The sequence below is a fragment of the Giesbergeria sinuosa genome (genome assembly GCF_042652905.1).
Classification (GTDB): domain Bacteria; phylum Pseudomonadota; class Gammaproteobacteria; order Burkholderiales; family Burkholderiaceae_C; genus Simplicispira; species Simplicispira sinuosa.
The window spans coordinates 139,986-162,262 of the sequence record NZ_JBHSHJ010000001.1; the positions used below are offsets into that span (position 1 = coordinate 139,986).

General features: G+C 58.3%; 19 protein-coding genes, 1 tRNA gene and 1 pseudogene. 6 read left to right on the plus strand and 15 right to left on the minus strand.

Features of this window, described 5'->3' with window-relative positions:
• Nucleotides 1–164 precede the first annotated feature (164 nt).
• From ACFO6X_RS00620 to ACFO6X_RS00630, 3 genes and pseudogenes are all read left to right on the plus strand, one after another.
• Nucleotides 165–2,840 (plus strand): annotated as a pseudogene (locus ACFO6X_RS00620) (LAGLIDADG family homing endonuclease); the annotation flags it as partial.
• 93 nt (nt 2,841–2,933) lie between these two features.
• Nucleotides 2,934–4,130 carry a ribonucleotide-diphosphate reductase subunit beta gene (locus ACFO6X_RS00625; RefSeq protein WP_382429009.1) on the plus strand — a complete coding sequence of 399 codons (1,197 nt, stop codon included), beginning with the start codon at nt 2,934–2,936 and terminating at the stop codon, nt 4,128–4,130.
• Nucleotides 4,131–4,318: 188 nt separating this feature from the next.
• On the plus strand, nt 4,319–4,996 hold the full coding sequence (locus ACFO6X_RS00630; RefSeq protein WP_382429011.1) for a histone H1: 678 nt from the start codon (nt 4,319–4,321) through the stop codon (nt 4,994–4,996).
• An 81-nt stretch (nt 4,997–5,077) separates the two neighbouring features.
• Here ACFO6X_RS00630 and ACFO6X_RS00635 read toward each other — a convergent pair whose 3' ends face one another.
• The 6 genes from ACFO6X_RS00635 to ACFO6X_RS00660 all read right to left on the minus strand — a co-directional run bounded on the left by ACFO6X_RS00635 (nt 5,078) and on the right by ACFO6X_RS00660 (nt 10,730).
• A complete protein-coding gene (locus ACFO6X_RS00635) occupies nt 5,078–6,577 on the minus strand; it encodes a DUF3426 domain-containing protein (protein ID WP_382429013.1) in 1,500 nt (499 codons plus the stop codon).
• 33 nt (nt 6,578–6,610) lie between these two features.
• Nucleotides 6,611–7,495 carry a 50S ribosomal protein L11 methyltransferase gene (gene prmA / locus ACFO6X_RS00640; protein ID WP_382429015.1) on the minus strand — a complete coding sequence of 295 codons (885 nt, stop codon included), beginning with the start codon at nt 7,493–7,495 and terminating at the stop codon, nt 6,611–6,613.
• 84 nt (nt 7,496–7,579) lie between these two features.
• Nucleotides 7,580–8,935: an acetyl-CoA carboxylase biotin carboxylase subunit gene (accC, locus tag ACFO6X_RS00645; protein ID WP_382429017.1), complete on the minus strand. Its 1,356-nt coding sequence runs from the start codon at nt 8,933–8,935 to the stop codon at nt 7,580–7,582.
• Between the two features lie 46 nt (nt 8,936–8,981).
• Nucleotides 8,982–9,437: an acetyl-CoA carboxylase biotin carboxyl carrier protein gene (gene accB, locus ACFO6X_RS00650; RefSeq protein WP_382429019.1), complete on the minus strand. Its 456-nt coding sequence runs from the start codon at nt 9,435–9,437 to the stop codon at nt 8,982–8,984.
• A gap of 127 nt (nt 9,438–9,564) precedes the next feature.
• A complete protein-coding gene (locus ACFO6X_RS00655; protein ID WP_382429021.1) occupies nt 9,565–10,119 on the minus strand; it encodes a TlpA family protein disulfide reductase in 555 nt (184 codons plus the stop codon).
• Entirely contained in the window at nt 10,116–10,730 is a 615-nt protein-coding gene (locus tag ACFO6X_RS00660) for a hypothetical protein (protein WP_382429023.1), read from the minus strand. Before ACFO6X_RS00660 ends, ACFO6X_RS00655 begins: the two co-directional genes overlap by 4 nt.
• Nucleotides 10,731–10,780: 50 nt before the next feature.
• Between ACFO6X_RS00660 and mpl the strand changes: the two genes are divergently transcribed.
• Complete coding sequence (gene mpl, locus ACFO6X_RS00665) at nt 10,781–12,190, plus strand: UDP-N-acetylmuramate:L-alanyl-gamma-D-glutamyl-meso-diaminopimelate ligase (protein ID WP_382429025.1); 1,410 nt, start codon at nt 10,781–10,783, stop codon at nt 12,188–12,190.
• Here mpl and ACFO6X_RS00670 read toward each other — a convergent pair.
• The 5 genes from ACFO6X_RS00670 to rodA form a co-directional block, all read right to left on the minus strand.
• A complete protein-coding gene (locus ACFO6X_RS00670) occupies nt 12,180–12,491 on the minus strand; it encodes a hypothetical protein (RefSeq protein WP_382429027.1) in 312 nt (103 codons plus the stop codon). The genes mpl and ACFO6X_RS00670 overlap by 11 nt on opposite strands.
• Nucleotides 12,492–12,595: 104 nt before the next feature.
• Complete coding sequence (locus ACFO6X_RS00675; protein WP_382429029.1) at nt 12,596–13,717, minus strand: 3-deoxy-7-phosphoheptulonate synthase; 1,122 nt, start codon at nt 13,715–13,717, stop codon at nt 12,596–12,598.
• A 233-nt stretch (nt 13,718–13,950) separates the two neighbouring features.
• Complete coding sequence (locus ACFO6X_RS00680; protein ID WP_382429031.1) at nt 13,951–14,514, minus strand: hypothetical protein; 564 nt, start codon at nt 14,512–14,514, stop codon at nt 13,951–13,953.
• Between the two features lie 46 nt (nt 14,515–14,560).
• A complete protein-coding gene (gene tldD, locus ACFO6X_RS00685) occupies nt 14,561–16,045 on the minus strand; it encodes a metalloprotease TldD (RefSeq protein WP_382429033.1) in 1,485 nt (494 codons plus the stop codon).
• A 9-nt stretch (nt 16,046–16,054) separates the two neighbouring features.
• Nucleotides 16,055–17,278 (minus strand): rod shape-determining protein RodA, encoded by a 1,224-nt coding sequence (gene rodA / locus ACFO6X_RS00690; RefSeq protein ID WP_382429035.1) that lies wholly within the window; start codon nt 17,276–17,278, stop codon nt 16,055–16,057.
• Nucleotides 17,279–17,417: 139 nt separating this feature from the next.
• On the opposite strand from rodA, the gene ACFO6X_RS00695 reads away from it, so the two are divergent.
• Both ACFO6X_RS00695 and greB read left to right on the plus strand, forming a co-directional pair.
• Nucleotides 17,418–17,494, plus strand: a tRNA-Arg gene (locus ACFO6X_RS00695).
• A 57-nt stretch (nt 17,495–17,551) separates the two neighbouring features.
• Nucleotides 17,552–18,127 carry a transcription elongation factor GreB gene (gene greB / locus ACFO6X_RS00700; protein ID WP_382429037.1) on the plus strand — a complete coding sequence of 192 codons (576 nt, stop codon included), beginning with the start codon at nt 17,552–17,554 and terminating at the stop codon, nt 18,125–18,127.
• Here the strand turns inward: greB and ACFO6X_RS00705 are convergent.
• The 4 genes from ACFO6X_RS00705 to ACFO6X_RS00720 all read right to left on the minus strand — a co-directional run bounded on the left by ACFO6X_RS00705 (nt 18,116) and on the right by ACFO6X_RS00720 (nt 22,268).
• Nucleotides 18,116–20,377: a RelA/SpoT family protein gene (locus tag ACFO6X_RS00705; RefSeq protein ID WP_382429039.1), complete on the minus strand. Its 2,262-nt coding sequence runs from the start codon at nt 20,375–20,377 to the stop codon at nt 18,116–18,118. The genes greB and ACFO6X_RS00705 overlap by 12 nt on opposite strands.
• A 106-nt stretch (nt 20,378–20,483) precedes the next feature.
• Complete coding sequence (gene rpoZ, locus ACFO6X_RS00710) at nt 20,484–20,687, minus strand: DNA-directed RNA polymerase subunit omega (protein ID WP_382429041.1); 204 nt, start codon at nt 20,685–20,687, stop codon at nt 20,484–20,486.
• 28 nt (nt 20,688–20,715) lie between these two features.
• Nucleotides 20,716–21,336, minus strand: a complete 621-nt coding sequence (gmk, locus tag ACFO6X_RS00715) for a guanylate kinase (RefSeq protein WP_382429043.1) — start codon at nt 21,334–21,336, stop codon at nt 20,716–20,718.
• A 14-nt stretch (nt 21,337–21,350) separates the two neighbouring features.
• Nucleotides 21,351–22,268 carry a YicC/YloC family endoribonuclease gene (locus ACFO6X_RS00720; RefSeq protein WP_382429045.1) on the minus strand — a complete coding sequence of 306 codons (918 nt, stop codon included), beginning with the start codon at nt 22,266–22,268 and terminating at the stop codon, nt 21,351–21,353.
• Between the last annotated feature and the right edge of the window lie 9 nt (nt 22,269–22,277).

Below are 22,277 nucleotides of genomic sequence, written 5' to 3' on the forward strand. Positions count from 1 at the left end.
CGCAGCGTTTAGGCTGCCAAGCCGTGGGCAAACGCAACTGGCTGGTGCGCGATGGCGTGCTGTTCTCGCGTGTGCGGGCCGTGCGCTCTATCACGCCCAAGCCGCTGGTGGTCGATTTGAAGGTGGAGGTGGACGCGTCTTACCAAACCGTGGCGGGCTTGGCACACAACGGGGGCAAGCGCAAAGGGGCCGTCTGCACTTATCTGGAAACTTGGCACCTCGACATCGAAGAGTTCTTGGAGCTGCGTAAAAACACCGGCGATGACCGCCGCCGCACGCACGACATGAACACCGCCAACTGGATTCCAGACCTGTTCATGAAACGGGTCATGGAAAAAGGCCGCTGGACGCTGTTCTCGCCCTCCGATGTGCCCGATCTACATGAGTTGTTTGGCGCTGATTTTGAGCGTGCCTATGTGGCCTATGAGGAAAAAGCCGACCGGGGCGAGATTCCGCACCACCGCGTGTTGCCAGCCACCGACCTGTGGCGCAAGATGCTGACCATGCTGTTCGAGACGGGGCACCCGTGGATTACTTTCAAGGATGCTTGCAATGTGCGCTCGCCACAGCAACATGCGGGGGTAGTGCATTCGTCTAACCTGTGTTGCATGACCGCAGACCAGCGCGTTGTGACCGACCGAGGACTGGTGACCGTGGGCGAGCTGTTCCGCCAAGGTGGCAAGAACAAGGTAGTAGGGTTAGATGGCGTGTACGACGCGTCCGAGATGCTCTTGCCTCGGCCCAATGCGCCGATTGTGCGCATTGAAACCAAAGAAGGCTACCAACACAAAGTCACGCCGGACCACAAAGTGTGGGTCAAAGACCGAGGTTGGGTCGAGGCCCAGCATTTGGTGGCGGGCGATCATCTGCTCATCCAGCAATTAGAAGGGCTGTGGGGTAAGCGCCATCAACCCCAATTGAGCTACTTGATGGGCCTGATTGCTGGTGATGGCACTTTTGGCGACCACAGCGTTTTTGTCGATGTTTGGGAGCAGGATTTCGACCTGTTGGAGCCCACCACCCAAGTGGTGCATGAGGTGCTCGAAGGCAATACGGTGCTACGCACCACCTCGGTGAATACGCCGGTGTTTCGCATCGACCCCAAGGTAGGCAAAGCGCGTTTGGCCTCTGCCCCGTTGCGCCGTGTGCTGGCCGAACATGGTTTTAGCGCGGAAACCAAAACCCGCGTGCCTGAATTGGTCTGGCAGGGCGACCGCGAAACGGTGGCCGCTTACCTGAAGGGCTTGTATCTGGCCGATGGCAACATCGTCAGCAGTGCAGATGTCACCACGCTGGCGCTGGCTTCGGTGGATTTGCAATTGATTCAAGAGCTGCAAATTCTGTGGGCTAATTTTGGTGTCAAATCGTCCATCAACCAGATGCGCGGCCATGAAGAGCATCTGTTGCCCGACGGTCAGGGGGGGCGTCAAGCCTATTGGAGCAAGCCGCTGTACCGCTTGCTGATTACATCGATTCAGGGCTGCCGTATTGCCGAGGCCGTTACTGGCTTGGCCGCGCACCGAGGCTCAGAGGCAGCCCAGCGTTATCTGGCCAATCTGGAAAAGCCCGGTTATGCCCAAAAGATGTATGCCACGTTTACCGGCTTGGTGCCTTTGCCCAACGAAGATGCCTATTGCTTGTCGGTAGATTCGGAGACCCATGCTTGGACAGTCAATGGCTTGATCACCAAGAACACCGAAATCACCCTGAACACCAGTGACACCGAAACCGCCGTCTGCAACCTTGGCTCGGTCAATTTGGCGCAGCACCTGAAAGATGGCCCGCACGGCAAAGAGCTAGACCACGACAAGCTCCAGCGCACCATCCGCACCGCTATGCGGATGCTGGACAACGTGATTGACATCAACTACTACGCCGTGCCCAAGGCGCGTGAGTCCAACTTGCGCCATCGTCCAGTGGGCTTGGGGCTCATGGGCTTCCAAGACGCACTGTATGCCTTGCGCCTGCCTTATGCGTCCGTACCAGCGGTGGAGTTTGCCGACCGCTCGATGGAAGCCATTTGCTATTACGCCTACTGGGCCTCGACCGAGTTGGCGGCCGAGCGTGGGCGCTATTCCAGTTACGATGGTTCTTTGTGGAGCCGGGGTATTTTGCCCAAAGATTCGATTGATTTGCTGGCACAAGCCCGTGGCGGTTATATCGAAGTAGACCGCTCGCAAACGCTGGACTGGGAAGCTCTGCGCGCCAAAATTGCCCGCGATGGCATGCGTAACTCCAATTGCGTTGCCATTGCACCTACGGCCACCATTTCCAACATCGTGGGTGTTGATGCCTCGATTGAGCCATCATTTGGCAATCTGTCGGTCAAGTCCAATTTGTCGGGTGAGTTCACCGTCATCAACCACTATTTGGTGCACGACCTGCAACGCTTGGGCCTGTGGGATGAGGCCATGGTGATTGACCTCAAATACTTCAAAGGCTCGCTGCACGCGATTGACCGGGTGCCAACAGATATCAAAGCCTTGTATGCCACCGCCTTTGAGATTGATCCGGGTTGGTTGGTCGAGGCGGCATCGCGCCGCCAAAAGTGGATTGACCAAGCCCAAAGCCTCAACATCTACATGGCGGGTGCTTCGGGTAAAAAGCTGGATGAGACCTACAAACTGGCCTGGCTGCGTGGTCTCAAAACCACTTACTACCTGCGCACGCAAAGTGCTACCCATGTGGAAATGAGCACCGTGCAGCGCCATCAGCTCAATGCGGTGGCTTCGGGGCAAGTGGCCCCCCCAGTGCAGGCTGCTTTTGTGGAGGCAGAGACACCGGCTACCGATATCCGCTTTTGTGCGATTGATGATCCGGGCTGCGAAGCCTGTCAATAAATTGGTCACAAACCTATAAAAACCCCGCAGTGCAGCGTTTCGGTGCTTTTCATTTGGAATCGCTGCTCTCATAATTCGAGCACTGGAAAATCTATGTTGACTTGGGACGAAGAAGTTACGCCCACACTGCAAAAAACACACGACAACGGTTTGCCTAAAAACCGCTGGGGTGCTTCAGCACATCCACAGTTTTCGCCCCTGAGCTTCCAGTCCGTGCCCACACCTGCCGTGCCTGTGGCTGCTGCGGCAGCGCCGGTGTTGGTGGGCAACCATCGCCGCGTTAGCGCAGCCGACAAGCGCATCATCAACGGCCAAACGGACGTCAACCAGTTGGTGCCGTTCAAGTACAAATGGGCTTGGGAAAAATACTTGGCCACCTGCGCCAACCACTGGATGCCGCAAGAAGTCAACATGACGCGCGACATCGCCCTCTGGAAAAGCCCCAATGGCCTGACCGAAGATGAGCGTCGCATCGTCAAGCGCAACTTGGGATTTTTTGTCACTGCCGATAGCCTCGCGGCCAACAACATCGTGCTGGGCACTTACCGCCACATCACTGCGCCCGAGTGCCGCCAGTTTTTGCTGCGCCAAGCGTTTGAAGAAGCCATCCATACCCACGCCTACCAATACATTGTGGAATCTCTGGGGCTGGATGAGGGCGAAATCTTCAATGCGTACCACGAAATTCCTTCCATCCGTGACAAAGATCAGTTCTTGATTCCGTTCATTGAGGCCATCATGGACCCTGCCTTCAAAACAGGCACGCCCGAAGCCGACCAGACGTTGCTCAAGAGTCTGATCGTGTTTGCTTGTCTGATGGAAGGGTTGTTCTTCTACGTTGGCTTTACGCAAATTTTGGCATTGGGCCGGCAAAACAAAATGACGGGTGCCGCCGAGCAGTACCAATACATTCTGCGTGATGAGTCTATGCACTGCAACTTTGGCATTGACCTCATCAACCAACTCAAATTAGAAAATCCGCATCTTTGGACGGCCAGCTTCCAGCAAGAAATTAAAGCATTGTTCTTGCACGCCGTCGAACTGGAATATGCCTACGCTGAAGACACCATGCCGCGTGGTGTGCTGGGCATGAATGCGGGTATGTTCAAAGGCTATTTGCGCTACATCGCCAACCGCCGGGCCACGCAAATCGGCTTGGAGGCATTGTTTCCGAACGAAGAAAATCCGTTTCCTTGGATGAGCGAAATGATCGATCTCAAAAAGGAACGCAATTTCTTTGAAACCCGCGTGATTGAATACCAGTCGGGCGGTGCCCTGTCCTGGGACTGAAACCCTGAGCACGGCACTTTCATGGCTTTTTTTCACCTGCCCCGCATCCGCTGCACCCTGATACCGTGCAGCTTGGCGGAGCGTTTTCATGTTCATGCTGGTGCAAGCGCGTCTTGCCTTGCCATGAACCTCTCCAGGCCTCTCACAGGCCGGGAGTGCTCTGTGCTCATCGTCCCAAGGAGAACATAATGGCACCTGCCAAGAAACCCGCCGCCCCTAAGGCGGCCACCCCCAAAAAAGCGGCCCCCGCCAAAAAGGCTGCTGCTGCCACTGCTGTCAAGGCAGAAGCCGTTGCTCCTGTGCCAGAGGCCGTGGTAGTTGCTGCGCCCGTCAAAAAGGCTGCTGTGGCTACCAAAAAGCCTGCTGCCCCAGCCAAGGCCGCCACCAAGAAGGTGGTTAAGGCTCCTGTGGCCGTTGCACCGGAAGTAGCCGCTCCTGCCCCTGCTGCCAAAAAATCTGCGGCCAAGAAGGCACCTGCAGTGGCTGAAACGGCACCTGCGGCCAAAAAGGCAGTAGCTAAAAAACCTGCAGCAGCCAAGAAGGCCGTAGCAGCTGCACCCGCTCCCAAGGCGGCACCTGCCGCTGTCAAAAAGGTGGCTGCCAAGAAGGCTGCTGCGGCACCAGCAGCCCCCGTCGTAGCCGCTCCAGAAGCGCCTGCTGCACCTGTTAAGAAGGCCGTAAAAGCGCCTGTGGCCAAGAAGGCCTCTACCAAGGCGGCGCCAGCTGCACCAGCCCCTGTAGAGGCTGCTGCACCCGCTAAGGCACCTGCAGTCAAAAAGGCCAGCAAGGCCACAACGGCCCCTGTCGTCAAGACCACGCTGAACGAAAAGGCAGTCTGGCCATTCCCACAAGGCACTAAGCCCTGAGTTGGGTTTGGTTTTTGAGCGGCCTTGGAGCTGATGCCTGTAACCCGGTGCTAACCCACCGGGTTTTTTGATGGATTGCGTTCAGGGGTAAAACGCCAGTACCCGGTATCCAGCCATAGGGGTATTGTTTGTAGCGATACGTACCAACAAGGTTGAGCTAAATTCTGCTTGGGGTGCCAAGGTGCTGCTGGCACCGAGTTCTTGCGGGGTAAACACGCGCCGCACCACGGCTTGTTCATTGGCATCGGTCAAGGTCAGTTCTACCGCAGGCATTTCCAGCATCAGGGCCGAGCGGTTCTTGAGCGTAACTGCAAAGTGATAAACACCGCCATCCACACGGTTGAAGGACGAGCTCTCCACCACCACTGCACCAATTTGCCGGTGCAGGCGCACTGTGCAATCCAGCGGCGCACACAACAGTTCCAACATGGGGCGCCAAGAGGGTTGTGAGGCTGCCAACCGGTGACGGTCGTGGATCAAGATCTGTCCCAGCAACCCTAGCAACAGCACGATAGCCAGTAGACCCAGACCGAGGCGCACAGCCGGTTTACGCCACAGTGCTTGACGCCGTGCGGCCCGTACAAAAGAAGGTTCATCGGGGCCAACCTCGGGCGGGGGCAGTTCTGTGCTGGGGCTGGCTGGGGGGGGCGATGTGCGTTTGCTTTGTGGCGGCTCTGTGGTGGGTGTGTGGGGGGCTGCATTGCTTGGCACCGCACTGGGCATGGCAGCGGCCATCGGCGTTGCAGACCGTGGTGCAGGGGGCTGTGTCTCTGTCCATTCCAACGGGCCGCTGGGTTCTATGCGTTCATCCGAAGCAGCAATAGGGGCGGTGGGCGTGCGAACAGCAAAGATGTCTTCTGGCGTGGGCAAAGGGGCCAACACAGGTGCCAGATCCAATTCTGGCATGACCGGGCTTGGGTTTGATTCAGCCTCTGCGGTGTTGGCGAGTTCTGCCTCTGCGGCACGATCAGCATCCACTTCCAGGGCTGGCTCGGGCCAATCGATATCGGTGGGAATGCTGGCCGCCGGAATGGGTGCAGGCACCTGTGGGGCCGGTGCAGGGGGCGCAGAGACCGGCGCCGGTGGTGGCGGAGTGATGGCCTCGGGCCAGTCCAGATCAATGTTGCTGGCGGCAGGCACCACGTTGGCTGTGGCTACTGGGGGCTGGGCGGGCGTTGTGTGGCCGGTGGTGGCCACGGGCACATCGAGTTCAAGATCCAGATCAGGGGCCGCAAAGTCCAGCGCCTCTTGGGGTGCTGTGGCAACCTCCTCGGGGCTGGGCGGTGCAGGTGGCGCAGGGAGTGGTATTTCCCAAGGGTCTTCTGGTGGTGGCGGTGGCTCGGGTGCTGGCGGTGGCGAGCGGGTGGCAGCCAACGTGGTGGAGGCACCGCTCTGTGTGGTGCTGTTGGTGGTCTCAGCGACCGCGCCAGCCACTGATGGGGGCGCTGACTGTAGATGCTGTGTGGCATCAAACACATGCCCACAATGACCGCAACGCACCCACCCTTCTGAAATGCGGAGTTGATCTGGAACGACCTTAAACAAAGTCGTGCAAGACGGGCAGCGGGTGATCTGGCTCATCGGCGGTGGCTTGTAGGCGGGCGTTGATGGGTGTCAGCGTTTTGCAGTCATCAGAATCCAGCCATCCTGGGTATCAGCCACTTGCAGCGACAAATAGGGGGCATAGGCTTCTTGGAGTTCCTCGGCTTGGCGCTCTAGGATACCGGCCAGCACCAGATGGCCGCCAGCGGCCACATGGCCACACAGCAACGGGGCCAATACCCGCAGTGGTGTAGCCAAAATGTTGGCCAGCACGGTGTGGTAGCTGCCTTGCGCCAACTCGGGCAGGCCCGAACGCACCTGCACGCCGTTGGCGTGGGCGTTTTGCTGGCTCGATTCCACAGCCGCTGGGTCGATGTCTACGGCGTCAATGTCTTGCGCGCCAAATTTGGCTGCACCAATGGCCAAGATGCCTGAACCACACCCATAGTCCAGCACCCGGCCCAAGCTGCCTTCTGGTTGGCGGGCAATCCAGCGCAAGCACATCCGGGTGGTGGGGTGGGTGCCGGTGCCAAAAGCCAAGCCTGGGTCGAGCCGAATGATGCGAGTGGCTTGTGCAGGTGGTTCATGCCATGTGGGCACAATCCAAAAATCGGGCGTGATATCCACTGGGGCAAATTGCGATTGTGTGAGCCGCACCCAGTCTTGGTCAGCGAGGGGGCTGATGCCGAGTATGGCGCAGCCCTCAAAAAACTCTTGGGCCTGCAACAAATCGCGGGCTTCTTGGGCCAAGGCTTCGGTAGCAAACAAGGCTACGATGCGGCTGCGTTGCCAACCGTCTTTGGGTGGTGGCATGCCCGGTTCGCCAAACAGAGCCTGTTCGGCATCGGTCTGTGCGTCGGCATCTTCTACGGAGACGCTCAGCGCATCGAGCGCATCGAGCGCATCGCTCAGGGATTCAACCCGGTCTTCCGGGCTCATCAGGCTTAATTCATACATGGCTGGGTGCCTTCTTCTGCACTGCAATGAAAAAACAGGCCCGCGCCTGGTGTTTGGCGCAGACCCTTGGTCAGAGCGGCAGGTTCAGCGTTGGCGCTGCGAGAGCCACTCTTCGAGGTAGTGGATATTGGTGCCACCTGCCATGAATTTGGCATCCACCATCAGTTCACGGTGCAGTGCGATATTGGTGTTGATGCCTTCAATCACTGTCTCGGCCAATGCGGTGCGCATTCGGGCCAAGGCTTGCTCGCGGGTGTCGCCATGCACAATGATTTTGCCGATCATCGAGTCATAGTTAGGCGGTACATAGTAGTTGGTGTAGACATGTGAATCCACACGTACCCCCGGCCCGCCCGGCGCATGCCAAGTGGTAATGCGCCCTGGCGATGGCGTGAACTTGTATGGGTCTTCGGCGTTGATACGGCACTCAATGGCATGGCCGCGCAGTTGGGCATTGATCTGGCGTTGGGTGAAGGGCAACTTCTCGCCTGCGGCCACCATGATTTGGGTGCGCACAATGTCCACGCCAGTGATCCACTCCGTGACCGGGTGTTCCACTTGGACGCGGGTGTTCATCTCGATAAAGTAAAACTCGCCGTTTTCGTACAAGAACTCAAAGGTGCCTGCGCCACGGTAGCCGATTTTCTTGCAGGCGGCCACGCAACGGTCGCCAATGCGATCGATCAGACGCCGCGAAATATCGGGGGCCGGAGCTTCCTCAATCACCTTTTGGTGGCGTCGTTGCATGGAGCAATCGCGTTCACCCAAATAGACAGCATTGCGGTGCTTGTCGGCCATGACCTGGATTTCGATATGGCGTGGGTTTTGCAGGAATTTTTCCATATAGACCGCTGGATTGCCAAAGGCAGCTCCAGCTTCGGCCTTGGTCATCTGCACCGCATTGACCAGCGCGGCCTCAGTATGCACAACCCGCATACCCCGGCCACCGCCACCGCCAGCGGCCTTGATGATGACCGGATAGCCGATGGCTTTGGCAATGCGCTTGATCTGTACGGGATCATCAGGCAACTCGCCCTCCGAGCCAGGCACGCAGGGCACGCCAGCACGGATCATGGCCTGCTTGGCCGACACCTTGTCGCCCATGATGCGGATGGACTCGGGCGTAGGGCCAATGAACTGAAAGCCGCTGCGCTCCACACGCTCGGCAAAGTCGGCGTTCTCGGACAAGAAGCCATAACCGGGGTGGATGGCCTCTGCATCGGTCACTTCAGCCGCCGAGATGATGGCTGGCATGTTGAGGTAACTCAGGGGCGAGGGCGCTGGGCCGATACAGACGGCCTCTTCGGCCAGCTTGACGTATTTGGCGTCACGGTCGGCTTCAGAGTACACCATTACCGCCTTGACGCCCAGCTCTTGGCAGGCGCGCTGAATGCGCAGGGCGATTTCGCCACGGTTGGCGATCAGAATCTTTTTGAACATGGGTGTTTTTGCAGCAGATGACTCGAAGGGGGAGAGCATCGGTGCTTTACTCGATCACAAACAGGGGTTGACCGTATTCGACCGCTTGGCCGTTTTCACCCAGAATGCGCGTGACCGTGCCCGATTTGTCGGCCTCTATCTCGTTCAGGATTTTCATGGCCTCTACGATGCAGACGGTTTCTCCTTCTTTGACCTGGCTGCCCAGTTCGACAAAAGGCTTGGCGCCGGGGCTGGAGGCGCGGTAGAACGTGCCCACCATGGGGGATTTGATGGTGTGGCCTGTGGGGGTGGCGGCAGGTGCGGGCAATTCGGCTACGGCCGCCGCAGCGGGCTGCACAGGGGCCATCGTGGCAGCCTGCATTGGGGCAGCTACAAATTGCTGCACAACGGCTCCACCGCCCTTGACGATGCGGACTTTGCCTTCGGCCTCGGTGATTTCCAGTTCCGACACGTTTGACTCGGAAACGAGGTCAATCAGGGTTTTGAGTTTGCGCAAATCCATGCAAGGCTCCAAGAGCTAAAAACTGAACAGGGCGCGAATTTACTCTAATTTCACGCTACTGCGGTCTTTTTGGTGTATTTGAAGGGAAGGAGAAGTATCTTCTAGGCAGACGCCGCAGCATCAGGCGTTAACGCAAAGCTGTCCAGCTTTGCAATAGCTGCGGTGTGACTTGGCCGATTTTACGTTGTCGGACTTGACCATTGACATCGAGCAGCACGGTAAAGGGCAGTCCCCCACCTAAGTTGCCCAGTGCGCGGGCCAGATCAGCGCCTTCCAGGGGGGCCAGCACCACGGGAAAATCTACAGGCTGGCGTGCCAAAAATTGGCGCACGGCTACCGGCTTGTCCACAGCAATGCCCAGCACTTGCCAGTCGTTGGCTTGTTGTTGCTGAAAGAAGTGGTTGAGCAGCGGCATTTCGGCCACACAGGGGGGGCACCAAGTGGCCCAGAAATTGAGCAGTAGAGGCCGGTGTTGAAAGGTGCGCAGGGCCAGCGAATGCCCCTCGAGCGGAGTGTCGAAGGTTTTCTCCCAGAATTGGGGGATTCCCTCTGGTGTGTCAGACGGGGGGCTGGAGCGTTGGCTTTGCCACCAGCCCCACCCAGCGCCAGCCACCGCTGTGGCCGCTACGGCACCGCTCAAGAGCAAACGACGGCGTTGATCAAGGGGGGGCTTGAGGGTCATGGTGGTGCAGTCACCGTGTCAGTGGCAGCCAGCAATTGGCGTACGGCAGCTATGTTGCCCCGTGGTGTACGCCCTTGGCTGTCGGGGCGCAGAGCACCACGCAGATCGTCCAGATCGTAGATCAGCAAATGTATGCCCACCACCGTATCCAATGCAGGCAGGGGGTGACCTATGGTGAGTGCTTCCACCGGCTGGCCGTGTAAGCCGTTGACCATCTGGGCGTCATAGTCTACCCCTCGGTTGATGAGCAGAATTTCTGCCGATTTGGGATCGTCGCAAAACAGCGATAAGTAAATGTCAGACAGGCGAGTGGCGGTGCCATGCCAAACCGCTCCGGCCAAGTGGGGCCGAAACTCGGCCAATCGCTCCATCCACAACAAGGCCAACTCGCGTAAGGCGCGCAACTCTGGTGGTTGGGTGTCTGCGCAAAAAATAGCAATGTGTTCAGCCAGCGCCGCTTCTAGCAGGTCGTTGTCGGGCAGGGCGGTGCGAGTGGGCAGGCCCAAATCCCGCACTGCCCGGCGTTTGGCGGGGCCATAGTCCAGCCCCTCATCCACCACCAGACGGGCGGCAGCTTGGGCAATTTCGGTGGCAAGGTGGGTGTTTTGCATGGTGCAGTTCTCAGGCTCCATTGTGGCGTGCAACCGTAGAATCTGCGCCCATGCACATACACATCCTAGGCATTTGTGGCACCTTCATGGGCGGCGTGGCCGCATTGGCCCGCGAGGCCGGACATCGCGTGACGGGCTGCGATGCCGGTGTTTATCCCCCCATGAGTGACCAACTGCGCTCTTTGGGTATTGAGCTGATCGAGGGTTTTGGCACTGAGCAACTGGCATTAAAGCCCGATGTCTTTGTGATTGGAAATGTGGTCAGCCGTGCCCATCTGCCCGATGGCAGTCCCAAGTTTCCACTGATGGAGGCCATCTTGGAGGCCGGTTTGCCCTACACCAGTGGGCCGCAGTGGTTGGCCGAACAGGTATTGCAAGGCCGCCATGTGTTGGCCGTGGCCGGTACGCATGGCAAAACCACCACCACCTCCATGCTGGCATGGGTGCTGGAATGCGCTGGTTTGCAACCGGGGTTTTTGGTCGGTGGTGTGCCCCTCAACTTTGGTGTCTCTGCCCGTTTGGGGGCCGCCATTCGGCCCAGCACTGGCCCCGGCCCGTTGGGCAGTGCGCCGCTGTTTGTGATTGAAGCCGACGAATACGACACGGCTTTCTTTGACAAGCGCAGCAAGTTTGTCCACTACCGCCCACGCACGGCCATTTTGAACAATCTAGAGTTCGATCATGCCGACATCTTTGACGATCTGGCTGCCATCGAGCGCCAATTTCACCACTTGGTGCGCACGGTGCCACCATCTGGGCAGGTGGTCGTTAATGGGTTGGAGGAAAGCCTGGCGCGGGTGTTGCATACCGGCTGCTGGAGTGGCACCAGCAGCTTTGGTGCCACTGTGAGCGATTTCACTACAGAAGGCCCACCCGATGCCTTTGATGTTTTGTACCGCGGCCAGTGTGTGGCGCGGGTAGAGTGGGCGCTCAGCGGCGTTCACAATCAATTGAACGCCTTGGCTGCGATGGCTGCCGCAGCGCATGTCGGGGTTGCACCCACCGTGGCAGCAGCGGCGCTGGGCAGTTTTCAGAATGTGCGCCGCCGTATGGAACAGTGCGGAGTGGTGCGTGGCATCGCTGTTTATGACGACTTCGCCCACCATCCCACTGCCATGCGTACCACCTTGGATGGTTTGCGCCAGCGTGTTGGCCGTCAGGCGCGCATTTTGGTTGCCTTTGAGCCGCGCAGCAACACCATGAAGCTGGGCACCATGAAAGCCCAATTGCCTTGGGCGCTAGAAAATGCCGACCAAGTGTTTTGCCACACGGCCGGACTAGACTGGGATGCTGCGGCCGCCTTGAGCCCCTTGGGGGGGAAGGCACACACAGCCGCCAATATTGCCACGCTGGTCACGCAAATCACCGCTGTTGCGCAGCCTGGCGATCACATCTTGTGCATGAGCAATGGTGCCTTTGGCGGCATCCACGGATTGTTGTTAAAGGCGCTCAGTAGCTGATGGTCATGGAGGGCACATCCACATGGATGATGGGCTTGACCAACACCGCATGGGTAGCACGGGCAAATGCAGTGAACCATGCTGCATCAGACAGCAGCGTCGTGCCTGCTGCTGACGCCACCGTCAGTACCTTGTCGGCCAGCAGCACTTTGCCGCTGGCGCGCAGGGGTTCGCACTCTAAGCGGGTGAATTCATCGTCCAACCAGCGGCGGGCTTCTTCATTGCTCATCGGCTCGGCGTGTTCGAGGTCGAAGCGAAACTCTGCGTTGTGTTCCAAGGTGACGGTAACTTCTCTGTGCATGGATCTATCTTTCTAATGGAGAGGACAAAGGGCAGTTGTCTCCGCTGCCCTGTAGCGCAATATTTGCAGCGCCAACGCTAGCTTACACTGGCGCAGCTTGCCTGTCAGCGGGCGCGGCGCGCTTGCACGGCAGCAGCCAGGTCGGCCAATGACTGCACCGAGTCATCCCAACCCAAGCAGGCATCGGTAATGCTCTTGCCGTATTCCAGTGCGCAGGGGTCGTCTTTGCCTGGTGTGAACTTTTGCGCGCCTGCGTGGATGTGGCTCTCAATCATCACCCCAAACACGCTGTGCGAGCCAGAACCAATTTGGCTGGCAATGTCGCGCACCACATCGCGTTGCTTTTCATGCTGTTTAGAGCTGTTGGCGTGGCTGCAATCGACCATCAAGGTGGCGGGCAGCTTGGCGTTTTCCAGGTCTTTGCAGGCTGCGGCAACGCTGGCCGTATCGTAATTGGGTGCCTTGCCACCGCGCAGGATGACGTGGCAGTCTGGGTTGCCTGTAGTGTCTACGATGGCTACTTGCCCATTTTTGTGTACCGACAAGAAGTGGTGGCTGCGGCTGGCCGACTGAATCGCATCGGTAGCAATACGGATGTTGCCATCGGTGCCATTCTTGAAGCCAATCGGGGCCGACAGGCCAGAGGCCAGCTCGCGGTGGACTTGGCTCTCGGTGGTGCGCGCGCCAATAGCCCCCCAGCTGATCAGGTCGCCAATGTATTGCGGCGAGATCACGTCCAAGAATTCGCTACCGGCAGGCACACCCAGACGGTTGATATCGATCAGCAGTTGGCGGGCCATACGCAGGCCTTCGTCAATGCGGTAGCTATCGTCCAAGTACGGATCGTTGATGAGCCCCTTCCAGCCGACGGTGGTGCGGGGTTTTTCAAAGTAGACGCGCATCACGATTTCCAGCGTGTCTGCGTATTGGGCGCGTACGGCTTGCAGACGGCGAGCGTAGTCCAGTGCTGCGGCAGGGTCGTGAATCGAGCATGGGCCAATGATGACCAACAGGCGGTCGTCTGTGCCTGCCATGATGTTGCGAATGCTCTGACGGGTTTGTGTGACCAGCGTTTCGATGCTGGTGCCCCGGATGGGGAAGAAGCGGATTAAATGTTCTGGAGGGGGCAGCACGGTGATGTCCTTGATGCGTTCGTCGTCGGTCTGGCTGGTCTTCTCGACGTGCTGATACCAGGGCTCAGTGACAGGGGTGGCTTGTGTGCTCATGCTTGTCTTCCTTTGGATGGATCAAAGTGGGGGGTTAAAACAAAAAACAACAAAAAACCGCCGGGCTTTGCAGCATCGGCGGTGTGTGAAAAGGGTTCAGGTGCTTGCGCGCTCGCCTCTCTCATCCGCCTGGGATAGAGAAATAGAACCAAAAATAAAAAGCGCGTGCAATCGACATGGGAAAGCAATGTAGCACAGTCTGGTGCATGGCATTGCAAGGTGGGCAGGGCGCCTCAGCGGTACCGTTGCTGCCACCAGTGTTGCCAGTGCCGCAATACACCCTGCCACCATGATGCGGGCGTGCTGGGTGCGGACAGAGGTGCTTCAGAGCTTCCTGCCAACAGCAAACCCAGACCCTGCTGGTACATGTCCAACAGCAGCAGACCCTCGCCCAAAGTGCGCCAGGCCAATTGCTCCATCTGGTCAAAGGCGATGCCCTCGCCACTACTGCGTTGTGCCAGAGCCTCACGCCAGCGTTGCACAGCCTGTGCCAGCTCGCGCAAGGCCCGCTGGTAGCTGCTCCATTCGTACATGGTCTTCCAAGCGGCCCCCAGGTGGCCCACAAACGCTTGGTGGTGACGCAGTTCTTGGGCCAAGGCAGCCGCACGGCGGGCGATGGCGGTGGATTCACGGCGCCGCCGCCGCGCACCCACAGCCACATCCAGCGCCTTGGCCAGTGCGCTGACGCTGTCACGCAACAGGCGCAACTCTTCATCGGCTACGCATTCGCGCAGCAGGTAACTGATGTCGGCAAACGATTGTGCCGTCTGCGAGGCTTCAGTCAGTGGCCCGGACATAGTGCAGTCCTGTGGGCAGTGCCAAGCCGTAGGCAAGGTCTGCGGCTCAGGCGGTGCCCCCTACTGTCAAGCCATCAATGCGCAAGGTGGGTTGCCCCACCCCTACGGGCACGCTTTGGCCTTCCTTGCCGCAGGTGCCCACTCCGCTGTCCAAGCGCATGTCGTTGCCAATCATGCGGATCTTTTTCAGGGACTCAGGGCCACTGCCAATGATGGTGGCGCCTTTGACCGGATACAAGATTTTGCCGTTCTCAACCCAATAGGCTTCGCTGGCGCTGAAGACAAACTTGCCCGAGGTGATGTCCACCTGTCCGCCACCAAAGTTGCTGGCGTACAGCCCCTTTTTGATGCTGGCGATGATTTCTTGCGGATCTTTGTCGCCACCGAGCATGTAGGTATTGGTCATGCGTGGCATGGGGATGTGGGCATAGCTTTCGCGGCGGCCATTGCCGGTGGGGGCCACACCCATCAAGCGCGCATTGAGGGCGTCTTGGATGTAGCCCTTGAGGATGCCGTCTTCGATCAGCACATTGCGCTGGCTGGCATGGCCCTCGTCATCCACATTGAGTGAGCCGCGCCGATCGGCCAGTGTGCCATCGTCAAGCACGGTCACGCCCTTGGCGGCTACGCGTTGACCAATGTGGCCACTGAAGGCGCTGGAGCCTTTGCGATTGAAATCGCCCTCCAGCCCGTGGCCTACGGCCTCGTGCAATAGCACGCCGGGCCAGCCGGGGCCAAGCACCACGGTCATTTCTCCTGCGGGCGCTGGGCGTGATTCCAAATTGACCAGTGCAGCATGCACGGCTTCGTCTACATACTGTGTGATCAGTGTTTCATCAAAATAGGCCAGACCAAAGCGGCCGCCGCCCCCGGCAGAGCCTACCTCGCGGCGTCCCCCCTGTTCGGCAATTACCGTGACCGACAAGCGCACCAGCGGGCGTACGTCGGCGGCGAGCGTACCATCGGCACGGGCCACCAGCACCACATCGTATTCGCTGGCCAAGCCCGCCATGACTTGGGCCACCCGGGGGTCTTTGGCACGGGCACGTTGCTCTACGCGTTCGAGCAAGGCCACTTTGGCCGTGCTGTCTAAGCTGGCGATGGGGTCGGTGCCGGGGTACAAGCTCCGGCTGGTGGCTACCTTTTGTGTGGGAACACGCACCTTGCCTGCCTGTGCGACGGCACCGATAGAGCGCACCGTGCGGGCCGCATCAAGCAGCGAGGCCGCCGAAATATCATCCGAGTAGGCAAAGGCGGTTTTCTCGCCGCTCACGGCCCGCACCCCCACGCCTTGGTCAATACTGAACGAGCCGGTCTTGACGATGCCTTCCTCCAGACTCCAACCTTCGCTGCGGGTGTACTGAAAATACAAGTCGGCATCATCGACCTGATGGGCACGGATTTCTGCCAAGGCTTGTGCCAGATGGCTTTCGTCCAGCCCAAAAGGGGTCAGTAGTAACTGGCGGGCAATGTCGATACGTTCAAGGGTAGGCGCGCGCCGCGGTGCGGCAGAAGTGGTACGGGAGGTCATGCGGTCATTTTAGGGTGCAGGCTCTGGCTGTGCAGGTGCTTCCCCCATCGGAATGCCTGTCACGTCTACAGGCTGGTTGTGTGTCACGGGCATGCGTTGCGCCCTGGCAATCGACATCAGAATGCCCAGTGCCAATCCCAGCGTCACCATGGCAGTGCCACCATAGCTGATAAAGGGCAGGGGCACCCCCACCACGGGCAGCATGCCGCTGACCATGCCCATATTCACAAAGGCATAGGTGAAGAAGATCATGGACACGGCGCCTGCCATGAGCCGCCCAAACAGGGTGTTGGCTCCCAACGCAATAGCCAGCCCCCGCCAAACCAGAAACAAGAAGCAGGCCACCAGCAGCAAATTGCCCAGCAAACCGAACTCCTCGGAGTAGGCCGCAAAGATGAAATCGGTGGTGCGCTCCGGAATGAACTCTAAGTGCGTTTGGGTGCCAGCCATGAAGCCCTTGCCCCAGACGCCGCCTGAGCCAATAGCAATCATTCCTTGGATGATGTGAAAGCCCTTGCCCAGCGGATCGCGGGTGGGGTCGAGCAAGGTGCACACCCGCTGTTGCTGGTAATCATGCAGCAAAGGCCAGCGCACGCCGGGGGCGCACAGGTCATCACCAAACCACACGATCAGGCCAATACCAATCAAGCCCAGCAGTACCGGCGGAATCACCAGCTTCCAGGGTAGGCCCGCAAAGAAGATGACGGACAAGCCCGCCGCCAGCACCAACAGCGAGGTGCCCAGGTCGGGCTGCTTCATGATCAGCCCCACCGGCATGGCCAGCAGAGCTGCTGCCACCAAAAAGTCCAGTGGTCGCAATTGCCCCTCACGCTTCTGGAACCACCAAGCCAGCATCAGCGGCATGGCAATCTTGAGCAGCTCGCTGGGCTGTATCACCACGCCCACGTTAATCCAGCGTTGTGAGCCCTTTTTGGTAATGCCAAACAGGGCCACAGCCACTAGCAAAATCACCCCCAGTGTGTATAGGGGCACGGCCAGCATCAGCAGCCGTTGGGGCGGCACTTGGGCCACAACAAACAGAATGCCTGCGGCCAACGCCATATTGCGACCGTGATCCATGAAGCGGGTGCCGTGGTCATAGCCCGATGAATACATAGCCAGTAGCCCCAGACTGGCTAGCAGCATCAATGCCAGTAGCAGCCAGCCATCAAAACCGCGAAAGAATGGCTGTAAACGCTGTAGCAGCGACGGCTGCTCAAAAGTGATTCCCATGGCGCAATTATCGGTGTGGACGGCAAAAATTGCGCTACAATAGCGGCTTGAATTTGCAAACGCTTCAAAAAAGCCCAGCAAACACTCAAATTTAAGACAATTTAAAAAGTCAAATTTTAGTGTTATAATTCAAAGCTTAGCGGCTGTAGCTCAGCTGGATAGAGTACTTGGCTACGAACCAAGGGGTCGTGGGTTCGATTCCTGCCAGCCGCACCAATAGGTAAGCCCTGAAGTCGCAAGGTTTCAGGGCTTTTTCCTTTAGGTGTTCTCTCGATGAGCAAGGCATTCACCAAAGAAACAGAAGCTGTCGATGAAGATGACGTCAGCTTGCCGCCACTGCCAGCAGGCAGCAAAAATTACATCACCCCGGTGGGCTATGGTCGTCTGAAGGCTGAGTTGTTGGCCTTGATCGATACCGAGCGCCCTCGCATTGTTGATATTGTCCATTGGGCTGCCAGCAATGGTGATCGCTCAGAAAATGGCGACTACCTCTACGGCAAAAAACGACTGCGTGAAATCGACCGGCGCATTCGCTTTCTGACCAAGCGCCTAGAGTTGGCAGAAGTGGTAGACCCGGCGGTACACATGGGCAATACCCAAGTCTTTTTTGGTGCTACGGTCACTTATGTCGATGATCTGGACTGTGAGCGCACCGTCACTATTTTGGGCATTGACGAGGCTGACAGTGCGCAAGGCCAGATCAGTTGGATCTCTCCCGTGGCACGGGCCTTATTGAAGGCCAGGCAGGGCGATCAGGTAGATTTGCCCACCCCTGCCGGAGTCCGTACCCTAGAGCTGTTGCAGGTGCAATACAGCGCGGTTTTTTCGGCGCTGTCGTCAGCGGCGTGAAGCGCGTAGTACTGCAGGCACCCGGCGCAGGTTGCGCAAAGCGGTTTCTAGGTGGGCTTGATCACGCACAGCCACAATAAACCGCAGGTCGATGGTGTCTAGCGCCACCTCGTCATCCATATCCACATGGATGATGTCGGCCTCGGCTTCGGCCAATTCGGATGCGACTCTGGCCAATACCCCTTTACCATTGCTGATGGTGACGACAACGCCGGCTTCAAACAAGCGGGAGGGCTCATCGGCCCAATCCACCGTGATAAAGCGTTCACTGTCTTTGTGTTGCAGCTTTTGTGCAGTGGCGCACTGTGCTGTATGAACCACCAAGCCCTCACCCCGACCGAGGTAGCCAATGATGTTGTCCCCCGGAATGGGGCGGCAGCAATGGGCATATTGCACCGAAGCATTTTCACTGCCATCCAACGTCAGGCCACCTTGAGATACTGTTTCGTGCGAGGTATAGCGTTCGCGTGTCATGAGCAGGGCATCAGGTCGGTAGCCGTGCTCGCTCATCAAGACGGTCAGTCGTTTGGCGACGATACTGGCAATGCGCTTGCCCAGACCGATGTCGGTCATGAGCTCATCACGGCTGCGGCTGCCAGTAAAGCGCAGCAGCTTGTCCCAGACCGCCTGTGTGTTGCCATCGGCGGGGGGCAGTTCCTCAATGCCTTCGGCACGCAAAGCCTGTGTGAGCAGTTTTTCTCCGAGACCTTCGGACTCTGAGTGGGCCAGGGTTTTGAGGTAATGTCGGATTTTGGAGCGTGCCCGACCTGTGCGGACAAAACCCAACCAAGCTGGGTTGGGGGTGGCATCGGCGGTGGTGATAATTTCCACCACATCACCGTTTTTCAGTTCGGTGCGCAGTGGTACCTGCTCGTTATTGATTTTGGCGGCTGAGGTGCGGTTGCCAATGTTGCTGTGGATGGCATAAGCAAAGTCCACCACGGTGGCCCCCTGTGGCATGGCCATGATCTGGCTCTTGGGGGTAAACACGTACACGGCGTCTGGAAACAGATCGACTTTGACATGATCCCAGAATTCGGCGGCATCACGCGTTTCGTTCTGGATGTCTAGTAGAGATTGCAGCCATTTGGTGCCCAGTCGGTCGGCGGCAGTGCCATCGTGTTCTTGGGCTTTGTAAAGCCAATGCGCAGCGACACCGGCCTCGGCAATGATGTGCATCTCCTCGGTGCGCAACTGGAATTCAATGTTGATGCCAGAAGGGCCGACCAAGGTGGTGTGTAGCGACTGATAGCCGTTGAGCTTGGCAATGGCGATATGGTCTTTGAACTTGCCCGGTACGGGTTTGTACATCTGGTGCAGCAGACCCAGGCCGGTATAGCAGTCGGTGATGGTGGGCACAATGACGCGAAAGCCGTAGAGGTCTGTGACCTGGGCAAAGCTCAAGTGCTTGAGCGTCATCTTTTGGTAAATGGCATACAGGGTTTTTTCGCGGCCCGCCAGACGTACCTTCATGCCATTTTTGCTGAACACCGCATCTACATCGGCCTGCACTTTTTGCACCAAGTCGCGGCGTCGGTTGCGTGCTTTGTTGATGGCTTTGTTCAGGGTGGCATAACGCCAAGGGTGCAGGTGACGGAAAGACAGGTCTTGTAATTCGCGAAAAGTTTGGTTTAGGCCCAAACGGTGCGCAATGGGGGCATAGATTTCTAAGGTTTCAGACGAAATGCGCTTCCATTTGCTGCGTGGCATATCTGACAGCGTGCGCATATTGTGTGTACGGTCGGCCAGCTTGATAAGAATGACACGCACATCGCGCGCCATAGCCAGCAGCATTTTGCGAAAAGACTCAGCCTGGTTTTCCTCACGGGTGTCAAATTGCAGTTTGTCGAGTTTGGTCAACCCATCGACCAGTTCGGCCACTGGGGCGCCAAAACGCTCAATCAGGTCGGCCTTGGTGATGCCGCAGTCTTCCATAGCATCGTGCAGCAAAGCTGCCATCAAGGCCTGTGCATCGAGTTTCCAGGTGGCACACTGTGCCGCCACAGCAATAGGATGTGTGATGTAGGGCTCACCGCTATTGCGTAATTGGCCCAAGTGGGCAGTATCTGCATAGCGATAGGCTTGGCGCACCAGCTCAATGCTGGCGGGGTCTAGATAGTCTAGGTTGTCGGTCAGGGCTGCAAAGCTGGCTGCTGCTGCATTGGCAGCCGCCGTAGCGTTCCCGCCAGCCGGGTGGTCACCCGCATTGGAGGAGCCAGGGGAGGAGGAAGATTTCAATGCCGCATTCATCCCTTAAATGTAGCGCCGCTGCGGGGGGTCGTAAAAGCTGGATAAAAGACCATAAAAAAAGCACCGTCATGAGCGGTGCTTTTGCCATGGCACACAGGCCAGTGGATCAGGTAGGAACCTTCTTGAGCATTTCCAGGCCGACCTTGCCAGCTGCAATTTCGCGCAGGGCCGTGACGCCGGGCTTGTTCTTGCTGTCGATGCGTGGAGCATGACCTTGGCTGAGCATACGGGCGCGGTAGGTGGCTGCCAGCACCAATTGGAAGCGATTAGGAATTTGCTCAAGGCAATCTTCTACAGTGATGCGGGCCATGATTTCTCCGGGGGAAAGGATAAGTGCTTCAGGGGATGTCGAGCGACGCGAAGGTGGCCGCTTTGGCGCGCCGCTGTGCGGCGTAGCGCAGGCGCTGGGCATGAACAATGGTGCTGAGATCTTGCACTGCCCGATCAAACAAGTCGTTGATTATAACGAAATCAAACTGGTGGGCTTGGGCCATTTCTTCGCGTGCGTTGTGCAACCGCAGGGCCATGACTTCGGGGCTGTCTTCGCCCCGGCCTTGTAGGCGGGCGCGCAACTCTTGCCAGCTGGGCGGCAAAATGAAGATCAGCACCGCAGCAGGAAAGGTTTGGCGCACTTGCAGCGCACCTTGGTAGTCAATTTCGAGCACCACATCCGCGCCGTCGGCCATACGGGCTTCGATGGCCTGTTTAGAGGTGCCATAGCGTTGCCCATGAACATGGGCCCATTCGACAAAAGCATCGGCGGCCACCATGGCATCAAATTCGGCGGCTGAGGCAAAGAAGTATTCGCGTCCGTGTTGCTCTTGCCCGCGTGGGGCACGGGTGGTGTGCGAGATCGACAACTGCAACTGCGAGTCTTGTGCCAGCAGTGCCTTGACCAAACTGGATTTGCCAGCCCCGCTGGGGGCGGCCACTACAAACAGATTTCCGGGGTAATCCATAAAAAACGATGTCGTTATTCGATGTTCTGTACCTGTTCGCGCATTTGCTCGATCAGCACTTTCATGTCCACGCTGATGCGGGTCAGCTCTAGCGCGGCGGATTTGGAACCAAGGGTATTGGCCTCGCGGTGCAGCTCTTGGATCAGAAAATCCAGCCGTTTGCCAATGTCACCACCTTGGTGCAGCAGACGTTCGATTTCGTCCAAGTGCGATTGCAGCCGCGTGACTTCTTCTGCGACATCGATACGGATGGCAAAAGCCGTGGCTTCGGACAGGGCGCGGTCTTGTGCGGCTTCGGGGGTGGCGCTGCCTTCGGCCAGACCCATAGCTTCTTTCCAGCGTTCCATAAAACGCTGGCGTTGTTGCTCTACCAGTCGGGGCACCAGAGGGACAGACTGTAAGGCCAGGGTGCGCAGTTGGCTGACCCGTTCATGCAGCATGGTGGCTAGGCGTGTGCCTTCTTGGGCGCGTGCTTGGAGCAGGGCATCCAGGCTCTGGTGTGCCAAGGCGGTGATAGGGCCGCTCCAGTCTTCGGGGGCTGCACTGGTGCCGGTGGAAAAGCGCAGCACTTCGGCTACAGACAGCGGGCGAGCCTGGGGCAGCCAAGCTTGCACCGTATCTTGTAGAGAGCTAAGACGCTGTACCAGCCGGGGATTGATATCGGGCAGGGCGCTGGCATCGGCTTGCTCTAGCCAAGCGCGGACTTCGACTTTGCCACGCTTGATTTTTTGTGTGACCAAGGTGCGCAGCACGGGCTCCAAGGCACGCAGTTCGTCAGGTAGGCGCAGTGATAGATCAAGAAAGCGGCTGTTGACCGAGCGGATTTCCAGACCCAGGCGACGGCTTGGCGATGCGACCGATTCGGTGGCAGTGTGGCCTTGGGGCGTACCCAGCTGGGCGCTGGCGTATCCGGTCATGCTGTAAACTGGCATCAGGCTTTT

What these genes read in the sequence shown, in the direction of transcription:
- ACFO6X_RS00625 (WP_382429009.1), top strand. Translation starts at nt 2,934, where the DNA reads ATGTTGACTTGGGACGAAGAAGTTACGCCCACACTGCAAAAAACACAC.
- ACFO6X_RS00630 (WP_382429011.1), top strand. Translation starts at nt 4,319, where the DNA reads ATGGCACCTGCCAAGAAACCCGCCGCCCCTAAGGCGGCCACCCCCAAA.
- ACFO6X_RS00635 (WP_382429013.1), bottom strand. Translation starts at nt 6,577, where the DNA reads ATGAGCCAGATCACCCGCTGCCCGTCTTGCACGACTTTGTTTAAGGTC.
- prmA (WP_382429015.1), bottom strand. Translation starts at nt 7,495, where the DNA reads ATGTATGAATTAAGCCTGATGAGCCCGGAAGACCGGGTTGAATCCCTG.
- accC (WP_382429017.1), bottom strand. Translation starts at nt 8,935, where the DNA reads ATGTTCAAAAAGATTCTGATCGCCAACCGTGGCGAAATCGCCCTGCGC.
- accB (WP_382429019.1), bottom strand. Translation starts at nt 9,437, where the DNA reads ATGGATTTGCGCAAACTCAAAACCCTGATTGACCTCGTTTCCGAGTCA.
- ACFO6X_RS00655 (WP_382429021.1), bottom strand. Translation starts at nt 10,119, where the DNA reads ATGACCCTCAAGCCCCCCCTTGATCAACGCCGTCGTTTGCTCTTGAGC.
- ACFO6X_RS00660 (WP_382429023.1), bottom strand. Translation starts at nt 10,730, where the DNA reads ATGCAAAACACCCACCTTGCCACCGAAATTGCCCAAGCTGCCGCCCGT.
- mpl (WP_382429025.1), top strand. Translation starts at nt 10,781, where the DNA reads ATGCACATACACATCCTAGGCATTTGTGGCACCTTCATGGGCGGCGTG.
- ACFO6X_RS00670 (WP_382429027.1), bottom strand. Translation starts at nt 12,491, where the DNA reads ATGCACAGAGAAGTTACCGTCACCTTGGAACACAACGCAGAGTTTCGC.
- ACFO6X_RS00675 (WP_382429029.1), bottom strand. Translation starts at nt 13,717, where the DNA reads ATGAGCACACAAGCCACCCCTGTCACTGAGCCCTGGTATCAGCACGTC.
- ACFO6X_RS00680 (WP_382429031.1), bottom strand. Translation starts at nt 14,514, where the DNA reads ATGTCCGGGCCACTGACTGAAGCCTCGCAGACGGCACAATCGTTTGCC.
- tldD (WP_382429033.1), bottom strand. Translation starts at nt 16,045, where the DNA reads ATGACCTCCCGTACCACTTCTGCCGCACCGCGGCGCGCGCCTACCCTT.
- rodA (WP_382429035.1), bottom strand. Translation starts at nt 17,278, where the DNA reads ATGGGAATCACTTTTGAGCAGCCGTCGCTGCTACAGCGTTTACAGCCA.
- greB (WP_382429037.1), top strand. Translation starts at nt 17,552, where the DNA reads ATGAGCAAGGCATTCACCAAAGAAACAGAAGCTGTCGATGAAGATGAC.
- ACFO6X_RS00705 (WP_382429039.1), bottom strand. Translation starts at nt 20,377, where the DNA reads ATGAATGCGGCATTGAAATCTTCCTCCTCCCCTGGCTCCTCCAATGCG.
- rpoZ (WP_382429041.1), bottom strand. Translation starts at nt 20,687, where the DNA reads ATGGCCCGCATCACTGTAGAAGATTGCCTTGAGCAAATTCCTAATCGC.
- gmk (WP_382429043.1), bottom strand. Translation starts at nt 21,336, where the DNA reads ATGGATTACCCCGGAAATCTGTTTGTAGTGGCCGCCCCCAGCGGGGCT.
- ACFO6X_RS00720 (WP_382429045.1), bottom strand. Translation starts at nt 22,268, where the DNA reads ATGCCAGTTTACAGCATGACCGGATACGCCAGCGCCCAGCTGGGTACG.